Genomic DNA, 17,790 nt, shown 5'->3' on the forward strand with positions numbered 1-17,790 from the left:
TACCGGGTGTGGAGAATGAAGCAGGCTACAGCGGCGCCATAGCCTGTCAGGAAGAGGTTACAGCCATTCGCCGTTGCGAATGACCCCAACCGCCAGCCCTTCGATAGAGAAGTTGTGTTCGCGAAGATCGACCACAATCGGGGAGAACTCGTTGTTTTCAGGCAGTAGCTGAACGGTGTTCCCCTGTTTTTTCAGACGTTTGACGGTGACTTCATCATCAATGCGCGCGACGACTACCTGGCCGTTACGCACATCCTGTGTTTTATGCACCGCAAGCAGATCGCCGTCAAGAATACCGATGTCTTTCATCGACATACCGCTGACGCGCAGCAGGAAATCAGCGCTCGGTTTGAACATGGCTGGATCGACCTGGTAATGGCCTTCAATATGCTGCTGTGCCAGTAAAGGCTCACCGGCAGCAACACGCCCCACCAGCGGAATGCCCGTCTCTTCTTCCACCAGCAGGCGGATACCCCGTGACGCGCCCGAAACAATCTCAATCACGCCCTTACGCGCCAGCGCTTTCAGGTGTTCTTCGGCAGCATTCGGAGAACGGAAGCCCAGACGCTGCGCGATTTCCGCACGCGTGGGTGGCATACCCGTCTGGCCGATATGATCCCGGATGAGATCAAACACCTCTTGCTGCCTGGTCGTTAACGCTTTCATTCCGCCCCCTGGGTGTATATACAGTTATGCTGTGAGTATATACAGTCAAAGGCGATTTTGGAACCAAAAACTGCACAAAAAACCAGGGACTTAATTATTCCTCGAGGCTCATCGGAAATGTGACCAAAGCAGCGTGACCCAGGTGATAGCGGCAGTGATAATCGCCAGCAACACGGCAGCAGAGCCCATGTCTTTTGCACGGCCAGAAAGTTCATGGAAATCTGAACCAATGCGATCAACCACGGCCTCAATAGCGCTATTAAGAATTTCCACTATCATCACCAGAAGCACGGAACCGATAAGAAGTACGCGGGTAATCGCATCAACATCAAGGAAACAGGCGACGATCACCGCGATGATAGCGGCGATGCCCTCCTGGCGAAAGGCGGCTTCGTTGATCCACGCGGCACGGAAACCTTTCCATGAATAGCCGGCGGCTTTGATGATACGCGTTAACCCAGTGGTATTATTGGCCATTAAAAGAACCTTTTATGAAAAAAAGCGTCAGTAACAGGAACTGTAGCGCGTTTCGCTACAGCCTGAAGTATGACGGGTAACAACAGAAATTTTGCGCGCTTTCTGTTATCCTTGCGCCGCAATTGCATTATTAACCAGAGGCTTTACATCGTTTATGTCCGGCTGGCCACGAATTTACTACAAATTACTTAATTTACCATTAAGCATCCTGGTAAAAAGCAAGTCTATCCCAGCAGAACCCGCGCTGGAATTGGGACTCGATACGTCACGTCCTATTATGTACGTTTTGCCTTATAACTCGAAGGCAGACTTACTGACGCTTCGCGCCCAGTGTCTGGCGCATGACTTACCTGACCCGCTTGAACCGCTTGAAGTTGACGGTACGCTGCTGCCGCGCTACGTGTTCATTCACGGTGGACCGCGCGTGTTTACCTACTACACGCCAAAAGAAGAGTCCATCAAGCTGTTCCATGACTATCTCGACCTGCACCGCAGCAACCCCGATCTGGATGTGCAGATGGTGCCGGTATCGGTGATGTTTGGTCGTCGTCCGGGCCGTGAAAAAGGTGAAGAGAACCCGCCGCTGCGCATGCTTAACGGCATCCAGAAGTTCTTCGCGGTCTCCTGGCTGGGACGCGACAGCTTTGTGCGTTTCTCCCCTTCCGTTTCGCTGCGTCGAATGGCGGACGAGCACGGCACCGACAAGATCATCGCGCAAAAACTGGCGCGCGTGGCGCGTATGCACTTCGCCCGTCAGCGCCTTGCTGCCGTTGGGCCGCGTCTCCCGGCGCGTCAGGATCTGTTCAACAAGCTGTTGGCCTCCAAAGCGATTGCCCGCGCCGTTGAAGACGAAGCGCGCAGCAAGAAAATATCGCATGAGAAAGCCCAGCAGAACGCCATTGCGCTGATGGAAGAGATTGCAGCGAACTTCTCTTATGAGATGATTCGCCTGTCCGATCGTATTCTCGGCTTTACCTGGAACCGTCTCTACCAGGGCATCAACGTTCATAACGCCGAGCGTGTACGTCAGCTGGCGCATGATGGCCATGAGATTGTCTATGTTCCCTGCCACCGCAGCCATATGGACTACCTGCTTCTTTCCTACGTGCTCTATCATCAGGGGCTGGTACCACCGCACATTGCAGCCGGTATCAACCTGAATTTCTGGCCAGCAGGTCCGATTTTCCGTCGCCTGGGCGCATTCTTTATCCGTCGTACCTTCAAGGGCAACAAGCTCTACTCCACCGTGTTCCGCGAGTATCTGGGCGAGCTGTTCAGCCGCGGCTATTCCGTGGAGTACTTCGTGGAGGGCGGTCGTTCCCGTACCGGACGTCTTCTCGATCCTAAGACCGGCACGCTGTCGATGACCATTCAGGCGATGCTGCGCGGAGGAACCCGTCCCATCACGCTGGTGCCAATCTACATTGGCTACGAGCACGTGATGGAAGTGGGCACGTACGCCAAAGAGCTGCGCGGTGCGACCAAAGAGAAAGAGAGCCTGCCGCAGATGCTGCGCGGCCTGAGCAAGCTGCGCAATCTCGGTCAGGGCTACGTGAACTTTGGCGAACCAATGCCGTTGATGACGTACCTGAACCATCACGTTCCCGAGTGGCGCGAATCCATCGATCCTATCGAAGCGATTCGTCCGGCCTGGCTGACGCCAACGGTCAACGGCATCGCGTCCGAGCTGATGGTGCGCATTAACAACGCCGGTGCGGCTAACGCCATGAACCTGTGCTGTACGGCACTTCTGGCTTCGCGTCAGCGCTCGCTGACCCGTGAACAGCTCACGGAGCAGCTGGATTGCTACCTGGACATGATGCGCAACGTGCCGTATTCCGTTGATTCAACCGTGCCTTCTGCGACCGCTAGTGAGCTTATCGATCACGCGCTGCAGATGAACAAGTTTGAAGTCGAAAAGGACACGATCGGCGACATCATCATTCTGCCGCGCGAGCAGGCAGTGCTGATGACCTACTACCGCAACAACATCACCCATATGCTGATGCTGCCGTCGCTCATGGCGGCTATCATCACCCAGCATCGCCGTATTTCGCGTCAGGAACTCTTGCGTCACGTTGAGACGCTCTATCCGATGCTGAAAGCGGAGCTGTTCCTGCGCTGGAGCAAGGATGAGCTGGCGGGCGAGCTGGATAAACTGACGGAAGAGCTGCGTCGTCAGGGGCTGATCACCGTCACGAACGACGAGCTGCACATCAACCCGTCACGCTCCCGCACCCTGCAGCTGCTGGCGGCCGGTGCGCGCGAAACGCTGCAGCGCTACGCCATTACGTTCTGGCTGCTGAGTGCGAACCCGTCTATCAACCGCGGTACGCTGGAGAAAGAGAGCCGGACGCTGGCCCAGCGCCTGTCCGTTCTGCACGGCATTAACGCTCCTGAATTCTTCGACAAAGCGGTCTTCAGTTCCCTGGTCCTGACGCTGCGCGATGAAGGCTTCATCAGCGATACGGGTGATGCCGAGCCGGAAGAGACGCTGAAGGTATACCAGATGCTGGCAGAGCTGATTACCTCGGACGTGCGTTTGACGATTGAGAGCGCCACGCAGGGCGAGTAACGCAATGCCGGGTTATGGCCCGGCCTGACGCCCTGGATAATAAAAAGGCCCGGTAAGCGCTGACGCTACCGGGCCTTATTTTTAGACTTGTTAAATCACTGCCCTCAGCTGAGCAGCGTAAAGGCAATCATCCCGACAATCGCACCCGTCGTACCGAGGATGGTCTCCATCAGCGTCCAGGTTTTCAGGGTTTGCGCTTCGGTGGCACCGGTAAATTTACCGAACAGCCAGAAGCCCGCGTCGTTAACGTGAGAGACCACAATCGAACCGCCCGCAATACAGATAGACAGCGCGGCCATCTGCGCACCGGAATAGTTCAGCTGTTCAATCACCGGCATCACCAGACCCACGGCGGTTAAACACGCCACGGTTGCGGAACCCTGGATGATACGTACCGCCGCAGCCAATACGAAACAGGTTACCGCAATCGGCAGGCCCATCCCGGTCAGCGCTTCGCCCAGAGCCGGGCCCACGCCGGAATCCACCAGTACCTGCTTGAACACGCCGCCGGCACCGATCACCAGCAGGATAATCCCCGCAGGCTGCAGCGCGGCACCGCAGATCTCCATCACCCGGTCTTTTGGCATCCCCTGACGCATCGCCAGGCCGTAAATCGCCACCAGACAGGCCACCAGGATCGCCGTGAACGGGTGCCCGATGAACTCAAACCATTCATAGGCGCTGGAACCCACCGGCACAAAGCGCGCGGCGATGGTTTTCAGACCCACCAGCACCAGCGGGAGCAGGATCAGCGACAGGCTGAAGCCGAAGGATGGCATTTTGCCCTCGCCCAGGTGCGGCTCGGTGATGTCGTCCGGGATATGCAGCTCAACGTAACGGCTGATGAAGTTGCCCCACAGCGGACCGGCAATAATCATCCCCGGGATTGCCGCGCACAGGCCAATCAGGATCATCCAGCCAAAGTCAGCGTGCATCTGGGACGCCAGCAGCATCGGCGCAGGCCCAGGCAGCAGAAACGCCGCGGCCGCCGCCACGCCCGCAAACAGTGGAATAACCAGCTTCACAAGGTTTGTGCCGGTATGGCGCGCCATGGAGAACGCGACGCTTATCAGCAGCACAACGGCCACTTCAAAGAACAGCGGCAGCGCGCAAATCAGGCCCGCCAGGCCAATCGCGTAGTGCGCGCGGCTGTGGCCGAAGGATTTCAGCATTTTGACGGCAATCTGGTCGACCGCGCCCGTCTCGTGCAAAATCTTGCCAAACATCGCGCCAAGGGCCACCACAATCGCCAGGAAGCCCAGCGTACCGCCCATCCCTTTTTCCATCGTCGCGGCGATCTTGTCGAGCGGCATACCGGAAAAGAGACCTGCACCTATAGAAACCACCATCAAAGCAACAAAAGCGTGCATACGCGCCTTCATCACTAAAAACAGCAGCAGCAACACGGAACCCACTGCTGTCAAAACTAGCGTCAATGTACTCAAAACTTACTGCCTTTTATTAATGACCTCGATGGTGCTGGCAACAACACCCTCCAGTGGCTGATCGATATCAACCACTAAGACGTCTTTCTCGTCTTCACCCGGCTCCTGCAGCGCTTCGAACTGCGTCACCAGCATCTGGGTTTTGAAGAAGTGACCTTTACGCGCCTTCAGACGGCTTTCAATCACCTCGAAATCCCCTTTCAGGTAGATGAAAGAGAGGTTCGGGTTACCGTCGCGCAGCAGGTCGCGGTAGGTTTTTTTCAGCGCAGAGCAGACGATCAGGGAGACTTTATTGGTACGCTGCATAGCGAACGCGGCGTCATTCAGCGCCTGCAACCACGGTTTGCGGTCGTCGTCGTTCAGCGGCTCGCCGGAGGCCATTTTCATGATGTTGCTGCGCGGATGGAGGAAGTCGCCATCAAGGAACGCAGCCTGGAGTTGATGCGCCACTTCGCTGGCTACGGCTGATTTCCCGCTACCGGAAACGCCCATCAGGACGTAGACGTGGTGATCGTGATTAGTCGTGCTCAAAGGGTGTCCCTCAGTCAATTGTTACGGGTAACAGTTATCGGTAACATTGTCCTGCCGGGGCAAAAGAGAAGCAATATCCAAACGTGCGCGAAGTGAATAAGTGTGAGCTACTTCAAATTTGTCAGTTCAAATAGATCCACCCGGTGACAAGGTGAAACCTAAATCTAACATTTTCGGGGTAACTGCCTCACCACGAATGCGCGCCAGCAGGCGTTCTGCGCCAATACGGCCCATACGTTCACGCGGGGTCAGGACGCTCGCCAGACGCGGCTCCATCACCTGGCCAATGTCGTGGCCGTGGAAACCGGCGATCGCCATATCATCAGGGATCTTTAGCCCCAGACGCTGACACTCAAACGCCGCGCCAACCGCCAGGTCATCGTTGGTACAGAAAATACCGTCCAGTTGCGGATACTCGCGCCGCGCCTGACGCATCAGCTCAATACCCGACGTATAGGAGGAGGACTGCTCCACCATCACGCTGTACGGGGTTAAGTTTGCGTCGAGCATCGCCTGCTCGTATCCCTTCTGTTTGATGATAGTACGTTCATCAAGACGCGCACCCAGATAGGCGATATGACGATGCCCGCGGGCAATGATGGCCGCCGTCATCTGGCGCGCCGCTTCAAAGTTATCGAACCCAACGGCAATATCGAGACACGGCGACTGGCTGTCCATCAGCTCCACCACAGGGATACCCGCCACTTCGATCATTTTGAGCGTGCGGGCAGTGTGGGTACGTTCGGTTAAAATCAGGCCGTCAATGTTCCAGGAAAGCATCGACTCAAGACGTTCCTCTTCCAGTTCCGGCTTGTACCCATAGTGGGCGAGCATGGTCTGGTAGCCAAAAGCATCGGTGACGCTTTCGATTCCCCGCAATACTTCGGCGAAAACCTGGTTGGTCAGGGATGGAAGCAGGACGCCCACCGCACGGCTGGTCGCATTGGAGAGAATATCGGGTGCGCGGTTGGGGATATAACCCAGTTCATCAAGGGCAGCGGCAATCTTGCCACGTAACGCCACGGAAACCTGTTCCGGGTTACGTAAAAAACGGCTGACCGTCATTTTGGTCACACCGACGCGATCGGCGACATCCTGAAGTACGGGGCGTTTCTTTTTCATCGTCCTGAGAAATCTTGAAGTGAGAGATTTGCTCAGTTTATCACGGACAAAGCCCATCCTTCCCCTGTCAAAGGGAAGGATGGGTATTTATTTATGTTTTATTACACCGGCGGCAGGTCAAACAGCAGAATTTCGCTTTCGCTGTCGGCATGCACGGAGAGCGCCTGCTCATCCCAGATGGCCAGACCATCGGCGGTGGTTGCTTTAGTGCCGTTGATGGACACTTCACCTTTCACCACCTGGATCCAGACGCGGCGGTTAGCGGCAATCTGATGCACGGACTGTTCATCTTTCGCCAGCGCCCAGCGGTACAGCTCCATATCCTGATGCACTTTCAGGGAGCCTTCACGCGCATCCGGGGAGAGCACCAGCTGTTTACCCTGTTTCGCGTCGAAGCGGCGCTGCTCGTAGCGCGGCGTGATGCCGGTCTCTTCTGGAATGATCCAGATTTGATACAGGTGCAGTTTTTCCGTTTTGCTTGGGTTGTACTCAGAGTGACGCACCCCGGTACCCGCGCTCATAATCTGGAACTCGCCCGCCGGAACCTGCTCTTTGTTGCCCATGCTGTCCTGGTGCTCAACCGCGCCTTCCAGCACATAGGTCAGGATTTCCATGTCTTTGTGCGGGTGGGTACCGAAGCCCTGGCCCGCATCAATCACGTCGTCGTTAATCACGCGCAGTGCGGAGAAGCCCATGAAGTTCGGGTCGTAGTAGTCGGCAAACGAGAATGAATGCCATGAGTCCAGCCAGCCATGATTCGCGTGACCACGTTCGTTTGCTTTGCGTAAGTAGATCATTGTTTTCACCCTCAGTTCGTTTCGATGGAGTAAGTGTGGACGCAAACGGCCTGGGATCATAGAGGGTGAAAATTGACTCCTCTGTTCAAAAATTGTGAACAAGTGCAGAGGAGCCGTTTTTGCTTATTTTGCGAGGGTTACCGTGGCAGGAGAAGCCTGTTCGAAGGCCCGTTCAAGGATTTCGAGGTTGGTCAGAACGTCAGATTCCTTGACGTAATTCGCCGTGCCGTTTGTGAGGGTCTCAAACAGCGCATCATAGACGCGGCCATAGTCGCCGGTTTCCGGTTTCAACGTTTCTTTGACCGTCACGCCCTCGTCGTTCACATACTCCAGCACGCCCACGGAATCATCCGCCGCAAAACCCGGTTCGCCCGGCATGATATTGGCCTTCAGGCTGGTCTCCTGCTGGTCAATGCCGTACTTAATGAACGAACCCCGGGTACCGTGAACGATAAATTTCGGGTAGTCGATCTTCACCAGATGGCTGGTTTTGACGATGGCTTTCAGGTCGCCGTAGAACAGCTGCGCTTCAAAAGTATCGTCCGGGTTGGCTTTATTACGCAGGCTGCGGATGTCATACGCCACGTGGTCCGGGCGGCCAAACAGGGAGATGATCTGGTCCATGGTATGCACGCCCAGACCATAGAACGAGCCGTCCTGCGGCAGGCCGGGCTGAGTTTCCGCTACCGGACGGTAGTAATCGAAGTGGCTTTCTATTTCCACGATGTTGCCGAGCTTGCCGCTTTCAATCGCTTTTTTCGCCGTCAGGAAGCAGCTATCAAAGCGACGGTTCTGATACGGCGTGACGGTCAGGCCTTTGCTTTTCGCCAGCGCGAACAGCTCTTTCGCTTCGGCAATAGTCGGGGTGAACGGCTTTTCTACCAGCACGTTTTTACCCGCATTGAGCGCGCGTTTGGCATAGTCAAAATGGCTGTCGGCATGGGTGCAGACAACCACCAGCTTCACCTGCGGGTCGTTAAGCACCTCATCGAGATCGCTGGTGAAGTGGATGTGGGAATACTGCGGAGATTGCTCTTCCGGCTTCGCGCGGCGGCGGTAGATATGGGCCACATGCCAGCTGTCTTTGCGGTTAAGAACATACGGCAGGTGATAGCGGGTCGTACTTTTACCAAATCCAATAAATGCGCAATGTAGTGTCATAGCTCAGTCCTTTTGGAAGGTTACTGAGTCTAACCATAACAAAAAAAAAGCCAGCTAAAAGCTGGCTAAAGTAATACTGGAAGCAATGTGAGCAATGTCGTGCTTTCAGGTTCCCGTAGAGGTCTTCCTGAACGCAAAGCAATAATAATCATTCTCATTCGCACTTGTCCAATACTTTTTGCAAAAAATAGCGGTTGACTCAAATTTTAAAGTCATTGATGTTGGAAGGGACGTTTAACTGACTGAGGAACAAGGAATGAGTGAGATAGTGATACGCCATGCGGAACCGAAAGATGCTGAAGCCTTACGCCAGAACTATATGCATCCGGGGGTGTATCACGATACGCTACAGCTACCTCATCCTTCCCTTGAACACTGGCAAGAACGTCTTATCGCAAAACCCGGCCAAAAACGCCTTGTCGCCTGCATTGATGAACAACTTGTTGGCGATCTGATGCTTCAGGTTGAATCCAGCCCGCGACGCAGCCATGTGGCCACGTTCGGTATCAGCGTTGCGGCGCATGCACAGGGGCGCGGCGTGGGCAGTGCGTTAATGCGCGAGATGATAAACCTTTGCGATAACTGGATGCGTATTGAACGGATTGAATTAACGGTGTTTGCCGATAATCCTGCCGCTCTGGCGCTGTACCGGAAGTTTGGTTTCGAAATCGAAGGCACCGGCAAGAAATTTGCCCTGCGCAACGGCGAGTATGCGGATGCGTATTATATGGCGAGAATGAAGTGACACTTTCTCCTCTCCCCATAGGGGCGAGGGAGAAAAGACCGCACCGTGCGATCCCCTCTCCCCTATGGGGAGAGGGTTAGGGTGAGGGGAATAATTAATACCCCGCCGACAAATCATCCACCGAACGCGGATCTGATGCGCCAAACAGCGCCCCATCCGGTCCCACCATAATGCTCTGGGTGCTGCCCATCGCCTCTTTCACCGCCACCTTCTGCCCGCGCTGCTCCAGCAGCCTGATGGTGTCTGGGCTAAAACCCTTCTCCACGCGCAGCTCGTCCGGTAGCCACTGGTGATGGAAACGCGGGGCGTTGGTCGCTTCGGCGACGTTCATCCCAAAGTCGATGCTGTTCACCACCATTTGTAGCACGGTGGTGATAATCCGGCTGCCGCCAGGGCTGCCGGTTACCAGCCAGGTTTTCCCGTCTTTCACCACGATGGTGGGCGACATGGACGACAGCGGACGTTTCTTCGGCCCTACCGCATTCGCATCGCCGCCGACCAGCCCGTAGACGTTCGGCACGCCCGGTTTAGCAGAGAAGTCATCCATCTCGTTGTTCAGCAGAATGCCGCTGTTGCCCGCCACAATCCCGGTGCCGAAGGTGGTGTTGAGCGTATAGGTCACCGCCACCGCATTACCGTCTTTATCCACCACCGAGAAGTGAGTGGTCTGGTTGCTTTCATACGGCGCCAGCTTGCCGGGGCGGATCTCGCTCGACGGCTTAGCCTTGTTGATGTCGATCTGATCGGCAATAGATTTGGCATAGGCTTTGTTGGTCAGCGCCTGCCACGGCACCTTCACGAAGTCCGGATCGCCGAGATATTCCGAGCGGTCGGCATAGGCGCGCTTTTCCGCTTCCGCCATCACCTGCATGGCATCCGCACTGCCGAAGCCGAACTTGTGCATATCGAAGTTTTCGAGAATATTGAGGATCTGCACGATGTGGATCCCACCGGAAGACGGCGGCGGCATGGAGAAGACCTCGTAACCGCGGTAGGTGCCGCTAATCGGCTCGCGCTCCACCGCCTTGTAGTCCGCCAGATCCGCTTTGGTGATGAGCCCGCCGTTCTTCTGCATCTCTTGTGCAATCTGGTCGGCAATCGCTCCTTTGTAGAAGGCGTCCGGACCGTGCTCTGCAATCAGCTCCAGGCTTTTAGCGAGGTTCTTCTGCACCAGCTTATCGCCCTTCTTCAGCGGCTCGCCGTCTTTCCAGAAGATCGCTTTGCTGTTTTCATGATTCGGAATGACTTCGCTGCCGTAGGTTTTGAGATCGTCCGCCAGCGCATCGTTTACCACAAAGCCGTCGCGCGCCAGCTTGATGGCAGGCTGCACTACCTTGTTCAGCGGCAGGGTGCCGTATTTTTCCAGCGCCAGCGAGAAGCCAGCGACGGTGCCCGGCGTGCCGGTCGCGAGATGCGAGGTCAGGGATTTTTTGCTGTCAGGGTTACCCTGATCGTCGAGGAACATATCTCGGGAGGCCTGAGCAGGCGCCATCTCGCGGAAGTCGATGGCCGTCGTTTTGCCGTCTTTGGTGCGCAGCATCATAAAGCCGCCCCCACCCAGGTTCCCCGCCTGCGGATGCGTTACCGCCAGCGCATAGCCGACGGCGACCGCGGCATCCACCGCGTTACCGCCCTGCCTGAGAATATCGACGCCCACTTTTGTTGCCAGCGCATCCACGGACGCTACCATGCCATGGGTTGCCCGCACGGGATGAAAAACATCTTCCTCCACGCCGTAAGAGACCGGAGGCGCCGCGGGCGGGTTGGCCGCCACGCTAAATGTACCGCCTGCCATCAGCGCGGCGATGGCGACCCAGCGCAAAAACGTTGGTTTCATGATTGTTGTTCTCCAGGTGAAGGGATCCATATTCCCCGCTTAAGCCTGGTTCACAACTCCTAAAAAATCATCGTCATGGTGAAATCAGGGTAAACTTAAGAGAGACCTCAAGAGGAGGAAATGACAATGAAACGCTTGATGATTCTTACGGCGCTGATCCCGTTTGCCGCGCTCGCACAGCCACTCAACACCATGAACAACCCGAACCAGCAGGGCTATGTCATCCCGAGCCAGCAGCGTATGCAGACCGAGATGATGAGCCAGCAACAGCAGCAGAAAGGGATGCTTAATCAGCAACTGAGAACGCAGACCCAGATGCAGCAGCAAAGCCTGCAAAATCAGATGAACGCCAATACCCAGCGCGTGCAGCAGGGGCAGGTGCGCGAGCAGCCGCTGCCGAATAAAAACGGCGGGATGTTAGGGGGAATGACGTCGTCAGGCAGCGGACAGCAGCATATGCTGCCGCCGCAGTCGAATGGCAGTATGCTTAATCCGCAGAACTAAAGTCCGGGCCTATCAGGTCGATTGCATCGGTACAGATGCTGTCCACGCCCCAGCGCAGCAGTTCGGCTGCACGCTGGGGTTTGTTAACGGTGTAGACCAGAATATGTAGACCCGCGTCTTTCAGCATCTTCACCCGCGTCTCATCCAGCAGCCTGTGATTAAGATGGATAGAGACACATGCCAGGCGCGTCGTCAGCTCGCGCCAGTCCTCGCGCCACTCGTCAAGCAGCAGCCCGCGAGGCAGCTCCGGTACGGCCGCCTGTGCCGCTTCCAGTGCGTCAATTTCAAATGATGACAGCAGCGGCGCGGTCATCCCTTCCCACAGCTCGCGCGCGGCCAGAGCAATCACTTTGCCCGTCAGCGGCCCGGTACCGGTGGTCGGTTTAATTTCGATATTGGCCATCATGCCGTGCTGGCGACAGCGATCCGCCACTTCCGCCAGCAACGGCAGCGGTTCGCCTTTGAATTCACCGCTGTACCAGCTTCCGGCGTCTACCTTCAGCAGGTCGCGCCACGGCAGCTCGCCCGCCACGCCCCAGCCGTTGCTGGTGCGCTCGAGGTTATCGTCATGCAGCAGGAAAATCTCGCCGTCTTTCGACAGCTTGGCGTCGAACTCGATCATCGTGTGACCGTAGCGCGCGCCAACGTCAATCGCCGCCAGCGTGTTTTCCGGCGCCAGCTTACCGCCGCCCCGGTGGGCGACGACGTGGGGATAAGGCCAGTTGCTCATACTCGTTGTCCTGTTTCACCGTCAAACAGGTGCAGATGGTTTTCCGGCAGGTGGAGCCACAGCGTGCTGCCGGCTTTAGGGCGTTCCTGATGCGCCAGACGCACCACCATTTTTTGCTCGCCCCAGCGCCCGTGCGCCAGGTTATCTGCACCCAACATCTCCAGCGTGTCCATCACCAGCGGCACGCCGCCTTCCGCCTGAGAGGTTAAACCGATATGTTCCGGGCGGATACCGAGCGTCATCTTACGCCCGGCGTAGCCACGATAGTACCAGTTGATCGGCAATGCCATCCCGCTTTCCAGCTCAAAGTGCGAGCCCGCGCTGCTGATGCGCCCTTCCAGCAGGTTCATCGCCGGGCTGCCGATAAAGCTCGCCACAAAGCGGGTAGCCGGTTTCTCGTACACTTCCACCGGGGTACCAATCTGCTCGGCAACGCCTTTGTTCATCACCATCACGCGCTGGGCGAGCGTCATGGCTTCGACCTGATCGTGGGTCACGTACAGGGAGGTGGTTTTCAGACGACGGTGCAGCTGCTGTAACTCAAGACGCATCTGCACGCGCAGCTTGGCGTCGAGATTAGAGAGCGGCTCGTCGAACAGGAATACCGCCGGATCGCGCACGATGGCGCGACCCATCGCCACGCGCTGGCGCTGTCCGCCGGAGAGCTCTCGCGGGCGGCGCTTAAGCAGGCCGTCGAGTTCCAGAATGCGGGCGGCCTCCTTCACGCGCTCGTCGATATGGCCTTTGCCCATGCCGCGGATTTTCAGCCCCCAGGCCATGTTCTCTTCCACGCTCATGTGCGGATAGAGAGCGTAGTTCTGGAACACCATCGCGATGCCGCGGTCTTTCGGCTCCATCTCGGTGACGCGCTGACGGTCAATCCAGATATCCCCGGAGGTCACACGCTCCAGCCCCGCCACCATGCGCAGCAGCGTGGATTTGCCGCAGCCGGACGGGCCGACCATCACGATAAACTCCCCGTCCGCCACGTCGAGCGTCAGCGGCTGAATCACCTGGGTTTTGCCGTCCCAGCTTTTGGTTACTGCCTGAAGTTTTAAACCTGCCATCTTATTTCTCGCTATCGACCAGGCCGCGGACAAACGCGCGCTGCATGGCTAAAACAATGACTACGGGTGGGATAAGGGTAAGCAGCATCGCCGCCATCACCTGGTTCCAGAGGGTGGTGCCTTCGCCGGTGGCGATCATGCCTTTGATGCCCGCCACGGCGGTGCCGAGGTTGACGTCCTGAATAATCAGCAGCGGCCACAGGTACTGGTTCCAGCCGTAGATAAAGGTGATCACAAACAGCGCCGCAAGGTTGGTTTTCGACAGCGGCAGCACGATATCGCGGTAGAAGCGCATCGGCGACGCGCCGTCGATGCGCGCCGCTTCAATCAGCTCGTCCGGCAGGGTCATAAAGAACTGGCGGAACAGGAAGGTGGCGGTCGCCGAGGCCATCAGCGGCAGGGTTAAGCCCGCGTAGCTGTCGAGCATCTTCAGGTTGGCGATCACTTCCACCGTCGGGAAGATACGCACCTCTACCGGCAGCATCAGGGTAATAAAAATCATCCAGAAAAACAGGTTACGCAGCGGAAAGCGGAACCAGACGATGGCGAAGGCCGACAGCATCGACACCGTGATTTTGCCCACCGTAATGCCGAACGCCATGATGAAGCTGTTGAGCATCATCAGCCAGAACGGCGCGCTGTTGGCGCCCACGCCCTGGGTCCAGATGGTCTTCATATTCTCGAAAAGATGCGTGCCTGGGATCAGCGTCATCGGCGTATCGAACACCGCTTTGATGTCCAGCGTGGCGGCGACAAAGGCCACGTACAGCGGAAACAGGATGACGATAATCCCTAAAATCAGCATGGTATGGCTGAAAATCGTCAGCCCGCGACGGTTCTCAATCATTGGTAGCGCACCTTACTTTCGACATAGCGGAACTGCACCACCGTGAGGATGATGACGAGGAACATCAGCACGACGGACTGCGCGGCAGAGGCGGAGAGATCCAGACCGGCGAAACCCTCGCGGTAGATCTTATAGATAAGCGTCGTTGTCGCCTGTACCGGACCGCCTGCGGTCGCCGCGTCGATCACCGGGAAAGTGTCGAAGAAGGCGTACACGAGGTTAACCACCAGCAGGAAGAAACTCACCGGGGCGATCAGCGGCAGCGACAGCCTGAAGAAGCGACGAATAGGCCCTGCTCCGTCAATTGCCGCGGCTTCCACCAGCGAGCGCGGAATGGACTGCAGCGCGGCAAAGAAGAACAGGAAGTTATAGCTGATCTGCTTCCACACCGAGGCGAATACCACCAGGAACATCGCCTGACCGCTGTTCTGGGCGTGGTTCCAGTCGTAGCCGAACTCTGCCAGGAAATGGGTAATCAACCCGCGGCCGGGATTAAACAGGAAGATCCACAGTACGGCGGCGACGGCGGGTGCCACGGCGTAAGGCAGCAGCATCAGGGTCTGATACAGGCGGCTGCCGCGCACCACGTAATCCACCAGCGCGGCGAAAAACAGCGAGGCGACAAGGCCGCTGACGGTGACCAGCGCGCTGAACTTCATCGTCGTCCAGAAGGCGTCCAGGTAGTAGCTATCATGGAACAGCGCGGTAAAGTTATCCAGGCCAACAAACTGGCTGGAGAGCCCGAACGGATCGACGCTTTGTACCGAGTACCACAGCGCTTCGCCCGCAGGCCAGATAAAGAAGATAACGGTGATGACCAGCTGAGGCGCGACCAACAGGTACGGCAGCCAGCGGGAACGGAACACCGGACGGGATGATGACATAGGTTTGCTCTGTAGGTATTCACCCCTCACCCCGGCCCCCTCTCCCCAAAGGGGCGAGGGTGTAATCGTCCCCTCTCCCCTTTGGGGAGAGGGTTAGGGTGAGGGGGATTAGTTTGAATTACGATTTCGTCGACTGCTCAAAGCGGCGCAGCAGCTGATTTCCGCGCTCTACCGCAGAGTCCAGCGCCTGCTGTGGCGTTTTCTTCCCGGTCCACACGCTTTCCAGCTCCTCATCCACGATGGTGCGGATCTGCGGCATGTTGCCCAGGCGCAGGCCTTTAGTGAACGGCAACGGCGGCTTGTTCAGCATCTGACGCGTCGCGATGTCCGCCCCTGGGTTCTTGCTGTAGAAGCCCTGCTCGCGGGTCAGGTCATACGCGGCTTTGGTGATCGGCAGGTAGCCGGTCTTCTGGTGCCACTCGGCGGCATTTTCAGGCTTCGCCAGGAAGTCGAGGAACTCGGCTACGCCTTTATAGGTGCCCTTGTCTTTACCCTGCATCACCCACAGGCTCGCCCCGCCGATGATGGCGTTCTGCGGCGCGCCCTTCACGTCAGCGTCATACGGCATCATGCCCACGCCGTAGTTGAATTTGGCGTAGTGACGGATATCCGCCAGAGAGCCGGACGAGGCGGTGGTAATGGCGCAGTCGCCGTTGTAGAACTTCTCGGTGGATTCGTCTTTACGCCCGAAGTAGCTGAAGTCGCCCTTCTTGTTGAGTTCTTCCAGCAGCGCAATGTGCTTCACCTGCTCCGGCTTGTTGAACTCCAGTAGCGCATCGGTGCCGTCGAAGCCGTTGTTTTTGGTCGCCACCGGCAGGCCGTGCCAGGCGCTGAAGTTTTCAATCTGGATCCAGCCCTGCCAGCCGCTGGCGTAGCCGCACTTCATCCCCGCCGCTTTCAGCTTCGCGGTGTATTCGGCCAGGTCCTGCCAGGTTTTTGGCGGCTGCTCCGGGTCTAAACCGGCTTTCCTGAAGGCGTCTTTGTTGTAGTACAGCACCGGCGTGGAGCTGTTAAACGGCTGAGACAGCAGATGTCCGGTTTTTGAATCGGTGTAGTAACCCGCTACGGTCGGCACAAACTGGGATTCATCAAAGTTGATACCCGCCTCTTTGAACACTTCATAGACCGGCTTGATAGCTTTGGAGGCCATCATGGTGGCGGTGCCCACTTCATAAACCTGTAACAGTGCAGGCGCGTTGCCGGTACGGAAGGCAGCGATGCCCGCGCTCAGGCTCTGCTCATAGTTGCCTTTGTACACCGGCACAATTTTGTAATCCGGGTGGGTGTCGTTGAAACGTTGCGCCAGGGAGTCAACTTCTTTACCCAACTCCCCTTCCATTGAATGCCAGAACGGAATGGTGGTGACAGCCATTGCGTTCGTCGCAAAAGCCAGACCCAGTGCCAGACCCAAAGCTGTGTGTCGTAACGATGTCATTGTCATCTCTCTTATTGTGCCGGATGCGCGATATCACGCGTTTTATGCTCGCGAGGTAACATGACATGCTCGAATTACAGAAAAATAACTGTTTGTTTACAGATAAGTGACAGCCAGGCGTCAGGGGGATGATGGTTGTGTGAAGGGGGTTGGATGGTTGGGTGCGGTCTGGTGCCCTCACCCCGGCCCTCTCCCACAGGGAGAGGGAGAAAACACTAAAAAAGGCAACTTGCGTTGCCTTTTTGCTTTTACCTATCCGCCCAGATACGCGCTCCGCACCGCTTCGTTCGCCAGCAGCGCGTCGCCGGTGTCCTCCAGCACCACGCGGCCGTTCTCCAGCACGTAGCCACGGTCAGCCAGCTTCAGCGCCTGGTTGGCGTTCTGCTCGACGAGGAAGATGGTCATCCCCTCTTTGCGCAGTTGCTCAATGGTGTCGAAAATCTGCTGGATGATGATCGGCGCCAGACCGAGCGACGGCTCGTCCAGCAGCAGCAGACGCGGCTGGCTCATCAGCGCGCGGCCTATCGCCAGCATCTGCTGTTCACCGCCGGACATGGTGCCCGCACGCTGAATGCGGCGCTCCCACAGGCGCGGGAAGAGCTCATAGACCCACTTGATGCGGGTCTGGTATTCATCGCGGTGGGCGAAGAACCCGCCCATTGCCAGGTTCTCTTCCACCGTCATGCGGGAGAAGACCCGGCGCCCTTCCGGAACGATCGCCACCGCTTCACGCATGATTCTGGCGGTCTGCCAGTCGGTAATGTCTTTACCATCAAACACGATCCGCCCGCTGGTGGCGCGCGGGTCGCCGCACAGGGTGCCGAGCAGCGTAGTTTTACCCGCGCCGTTGGCGCCAATCAAGGTCACGATTTCACCCTGATTGATGTGCAGGCTGACGTCGTGCAGCGCCTGGATCTTGCCGTAGTGCGCGTTGACCTTGTCGAACGTTAACATCGCTTTTTCCATC

At 57.1% G+C, this 17,790-nt stretch carries 17 protein-coding genes; 3 read left to right on the top strand and 14 right to left on the bottom strand.

Going from position 1 to position 17,790, the window contains the following annotated elements:
- Positions 1-57: 57 nt before the first annotated feature.
- Both lexA and AC0TNG_RS11310 read right to left on the bottom strand, forming a co-directional pair.
- Positions 58-666, bottom strand: coding sequence for a transcriptional repressor LexA (lexA, locus tag AC0TNG_RS11305; RefSeq protein ID WP_024906710.1), 609 nt, complete (start codon positions 664-666; stop codon positions 58-60).
- Positions 667-774: 108 nt separating this feature from the next.
- Positions 775-1,143, bottom strand: a complete 369-nt coding sequence (locus tag AC0TNG_RS11310) for a diacylglycerol kinase (protein ID WP_024906709.1) — start codon at positions 1,141-1,143, stop codon at positions 775-777.
- 154 nt (positions 1,144-1,297) lie between these two features.
- Here AC0TNG_RS11310 and plsB point away from each other — a divergent pair, with 154 nt between their 5' ends.
- Positions 1,298-3,718 carry a glycerol-3-phosphate 1-O-acyltransferase PlsB gene (gene plsB, locus AC0TNG_RS11315; protein ID WP_024906708.1) on the top strand — a complete coding sequence of 807 codons (2,421 nt, stop codon included), beginning with the start codon at positions 1,298-1,300 and terminating at the stop codon, positions 3,716-3,718.
- 104 nt (positions 3,719-3,822) lie between these two features.
- Here plsB and gntU read toward each other — a convergent pair whose 3' ends face one another.
- From gntU to AC0TNG_RS11340, 5 genes are all read right to left on the bottom strand, one after another.
- Positions 3,823-5,163: a gluconate transporter gene (gene gntU, locus AC0TNG_RS11320; RefSeq protein WP_010436459.1), complete on the bottom strand. Its 1,341-nt coding sequence runs from the start codon at positions 5,161-5,163 to the stop codon at positions 3,823-3,825.
- 3 nt (positions 5,164-5,166) lie between these two features.
- Complete coding sequence (gntK, locus tag AC0TNG_RS11325; protein ID WP_024906707.1) at positions 5,167-5,694, bottom strand: gluconokinase; 528 nt, start codon at positions 5,692-5,694, stop codon at positions 5,167-5,169.
- A 126-nt stretch (positions 5,695-5,820) separates the two neighbouring features.
- Positions 5,821-6,816: a gluconate operon transcriptional repressor GntR gene (gene gntR / locus AC0TNG_RS11330; RefSeq protein ID WP_024906706.1), complete on the bottom strand. Its 996-nt coding sequence runs from the start codon at positions 6,814-6,816 to the stop codon at positions 5,821-5,823.
- A 101-nt stretch (positions 6,817-6,917) separates the two neighbouring features.
- Positions 6,918-7,613, bottom strand: a complete 696-nt coding sequence (locus AC0TNG_RS11335; protein ID WP_000639796.1) for a pirin family protein — start codon at positions 7,611-7,613, stop codon at positions 6,918-6,920.
- A gap of 123 nt (positions 7,614-7,736) precedes the next feature.
- The gene (locus AC0TNG_RS11340; RefSeq protein WP_024906705.1) at positions 7,737-8,774 is read right to left on the bottom strand and encodes an oxidoreductase; all 1,038 of its coding nucleotides are present in this window, start codon (positions 8,772-8,774) and stop codon (positions 7,737-7,739) included.
- 256 nt (positions 8,775-9,030) lie between these two features.
- Here AC0TNG_RS11340 and yhhY point away from each other — a divergent pair, with 256 nt between their 5' ends.
- Entirely contained in the window at positions 9,031-9,519 is a 489-nt protein-coding gene (gene yhhY, locus AC0TNG_RS11345) for an N-acetyltransferase (protein WP_024906704.1), read from the top strand.
- A gap of 94 nt (positions 9,520-9,613) precedes the next feature.
- On the opposite strand, the gene ggt is transcribed toward yhhY, so the two are convergent.
- Positions 9,614-11,356: a gamma-glutamyltransferase gene (ggt, locus tag AC0TNG_RS11350; RefSeq protein ID WP_473712497.1), complete on the bottom strand. Its 1,743-nt coding sequence runs from the start codon at positions 11,354-11,356 to the stop codon at positions 9,614-9,616.
- A gap of 126 nt (positions 11,357-11,482) precedes the next feature.
- Here ggt and AC0TNG_RS11355 point away from each other — a divergent pair, with 126 nt between their 5' ends.
- Positions 11,483-11,860: a DUF2756 family protein gene (locus AC0TNG_RS11355; protein WP_023326493.1), complete on the top strand. Its 378-nt coding sequence runs from the start codon at positions 11,483-11,485 to the stop codon at positions 11,858-11,860.
- Here AC0TNG_RS11355 and ugpQ read toward each other — a convergent pair.
- The 6 genes from ugpQ to livF form a co-directional block, all read right to left on the bottom strand.
- Positions 11,844-12,590, bottom strand: a complete 747-nt coding sequence (ugpQ, locus tag AC0TNG_RS11360; protein WP_061716144.1) for a glycerophosphodiester phosphodiesterase — start codon at positions 12,588-12,590, stop codon at positions 11,844-11,846. The genes AC0TNG_RS11355 and ugpQ overlap by 17 nt on opposite strands.
- The gene (locus AC0TNG_RS11365) at positions 12,587-13,657 is read right to left on the bottom strand and encodes a sn-glycerol-3-phosphate import ATP-binding protein UgpC (RefSeq protein ID WP_149367215.1); all 1,071 of its coding nucleotides are present in this window, start codon (positions 13,655-13,657) and stop codon (positions 12,587-12,589) included. Before AC0TNG_RS11365 ends, ugpQ begins: the two co-directional genes overlap by 4 nt.
- Before the next feature lies 1 nt (position 13,658).
- Positions 13,659-14,504, bottom strand: a complete 846-nt coding sequence (gene ugpE, locus AC0TNG_RS11370) for a sn-glycerol-3-phosphate ABC transporter permease UgpE (RefSeq protein WP_473712498.1) — start codon at positions 14,502-14,504, stop codon at positions 13,659-13,661.
- Positions 14,501-15,388, bottom strand: a complete 888-nt coding sequence (gene ugpA, locus AC0TNG_RS11375) for a sn-glycerol-3-phosphate ABC transporter permease UgpA (RefSeq protein WP_045328892.1) — start codon at positions 15,386-15,388, stop codon at positions 14,501-14,503. The genes ugpE and ugpA overlap by 4 nt, the downstream gene beginning before the upstream one ends.
- A gap of 118 nt (positions 15,389-15,506) precedes the next feature.
- Positions 15,507-16,823: a sn-glycerol-3-phosphate ABC transporter substrate-binding protein UgpB gene (ugpB, locus tag AC0TNG_RS11380; protein WP_473701789.1), complete on the bottom strand. Its 1,317-nt coding sequence runs from the start codon at positions 16,821-16,823 to the stop codon at positions 15,507-15,509.
- Positions 16,824-17,075: 252 nt separating this feature from the next.
- Positions 17,076-17,789 carry a high-affinity branched-chain amino acid ABC transporter ATP-binding protein LivF gene (livF, locus tag AC0TNG_RS11385; RefSeq protein ID WP_008500102.1) on the bottom strand — a complete coding sequence of 238 codons (714 nt, stop codon included), beginning with the start codon at positions 17,787-17,789 and terminating at the stop codon, positions 17,076-17,078.
- Position 17,790 lies beyond the last annotated feature (1 nt).

The sequence above is a fragment of the Enterobacter sp. PL_is514 genome, from assembly GCF_055816715.1.

Coding starts and splice junctions, on each gene's coding strand:
- AC0TNG_RS11340 (WP_024906705.1), bottom strand. CDS start 8,774: ATGACACTACATTGCGCATTTATTGGATTTGGTAAAAGTACGACCCGC.
- livF (WP_008500102.1), bottom strand. CDS start 17,789: ATGGAAAAAGCGATGTTAACGTTCGACAAGGTCAACGCGCACTACGGC.
- gntR (WP_024906706.1), bottom strand. CDS start 6,816: ATGAAAAAGAAACGCCCCGTACTTCAGGATGTCGCCGATCGCGTCGGT.
- AC0TNG_RS11310 (WP_024906709.1), bottom strand. CDS start 1,143: ATGGCCAATAATACCACTGGGTTAACGCGTATCATCAAAGCCGCCGGC.
- plsB (WP_024906708.1), top strand. CDS start 1,298: ATGTCCGGCTGGCCACGAATTTACTACAAATTACTTAATTTACCATTA.
- AC0TNG_RS11335 (WP_000639796.1), bottom strand. CDS start 7,613: ATGATCTACTTACGCAAAGCAAACGAACGTGGTCACGCGAATCATGGC.
- ugpQ (WP_061716144.1), bottom strand. CDS start 12,590: ATGAGCAACTGGCCTTATCCCCACGTCGTCGCCCACCGGGGCGGCGGT.
- ugpE (WP_473712498.1), bottom strand. CDS start 14,504: ATGATTGAGAACCGTCGCGGGCTGACGATTTTCAGCCATACCATGCTG.
- lexA (WP_024906710.1), bottom strand. CDS start 666: ATGAAAGCGTTAACGACCAGGCAGCAAGAGGTGTTTGATCTCATCCGG.
- AC0TNG_RS11355 (WP_023326493.1), top strand. CDS start 11,483: ATGAAACGCTTGATGATTCTTACGGCGCTGATCCCGTTTGCCGCGCTC.
- ugpB (WP_473701789.1), bottom strand. CDS start 16,823: ATGACATCGTTACGACACACAGCTTTGGGTCTGGCACTGGGTCTGGCT.
- AC0TNG_RS11365 (WP_149367215.1), bottom strand. CDS start 13,657: ATGGCAGGTTTAAAACTTCAGGCAGTAACCAAAAGCTGGGACGGCAAA.
- yhhY (WP_024906704.1), top strand. CDS start 9,031: ATGAGTGAGATAGTGATACGCCATGCGGAACCGAAAGATGCTGAAGCC.
- ugpA (WP_045328892.1), bottom strand. CDS start 15,388: ATGTCATCATCCCGTCCGGTGTTCCGTTCCCGCTGGCTGCCGTACCTG.
- ggt (WP_473712497.1), bottom strand. CDS start 11,356: ATGAAACCAACGTTTTTGCGCTGGGTCGCCATCGCCGCGCTGATGGCA.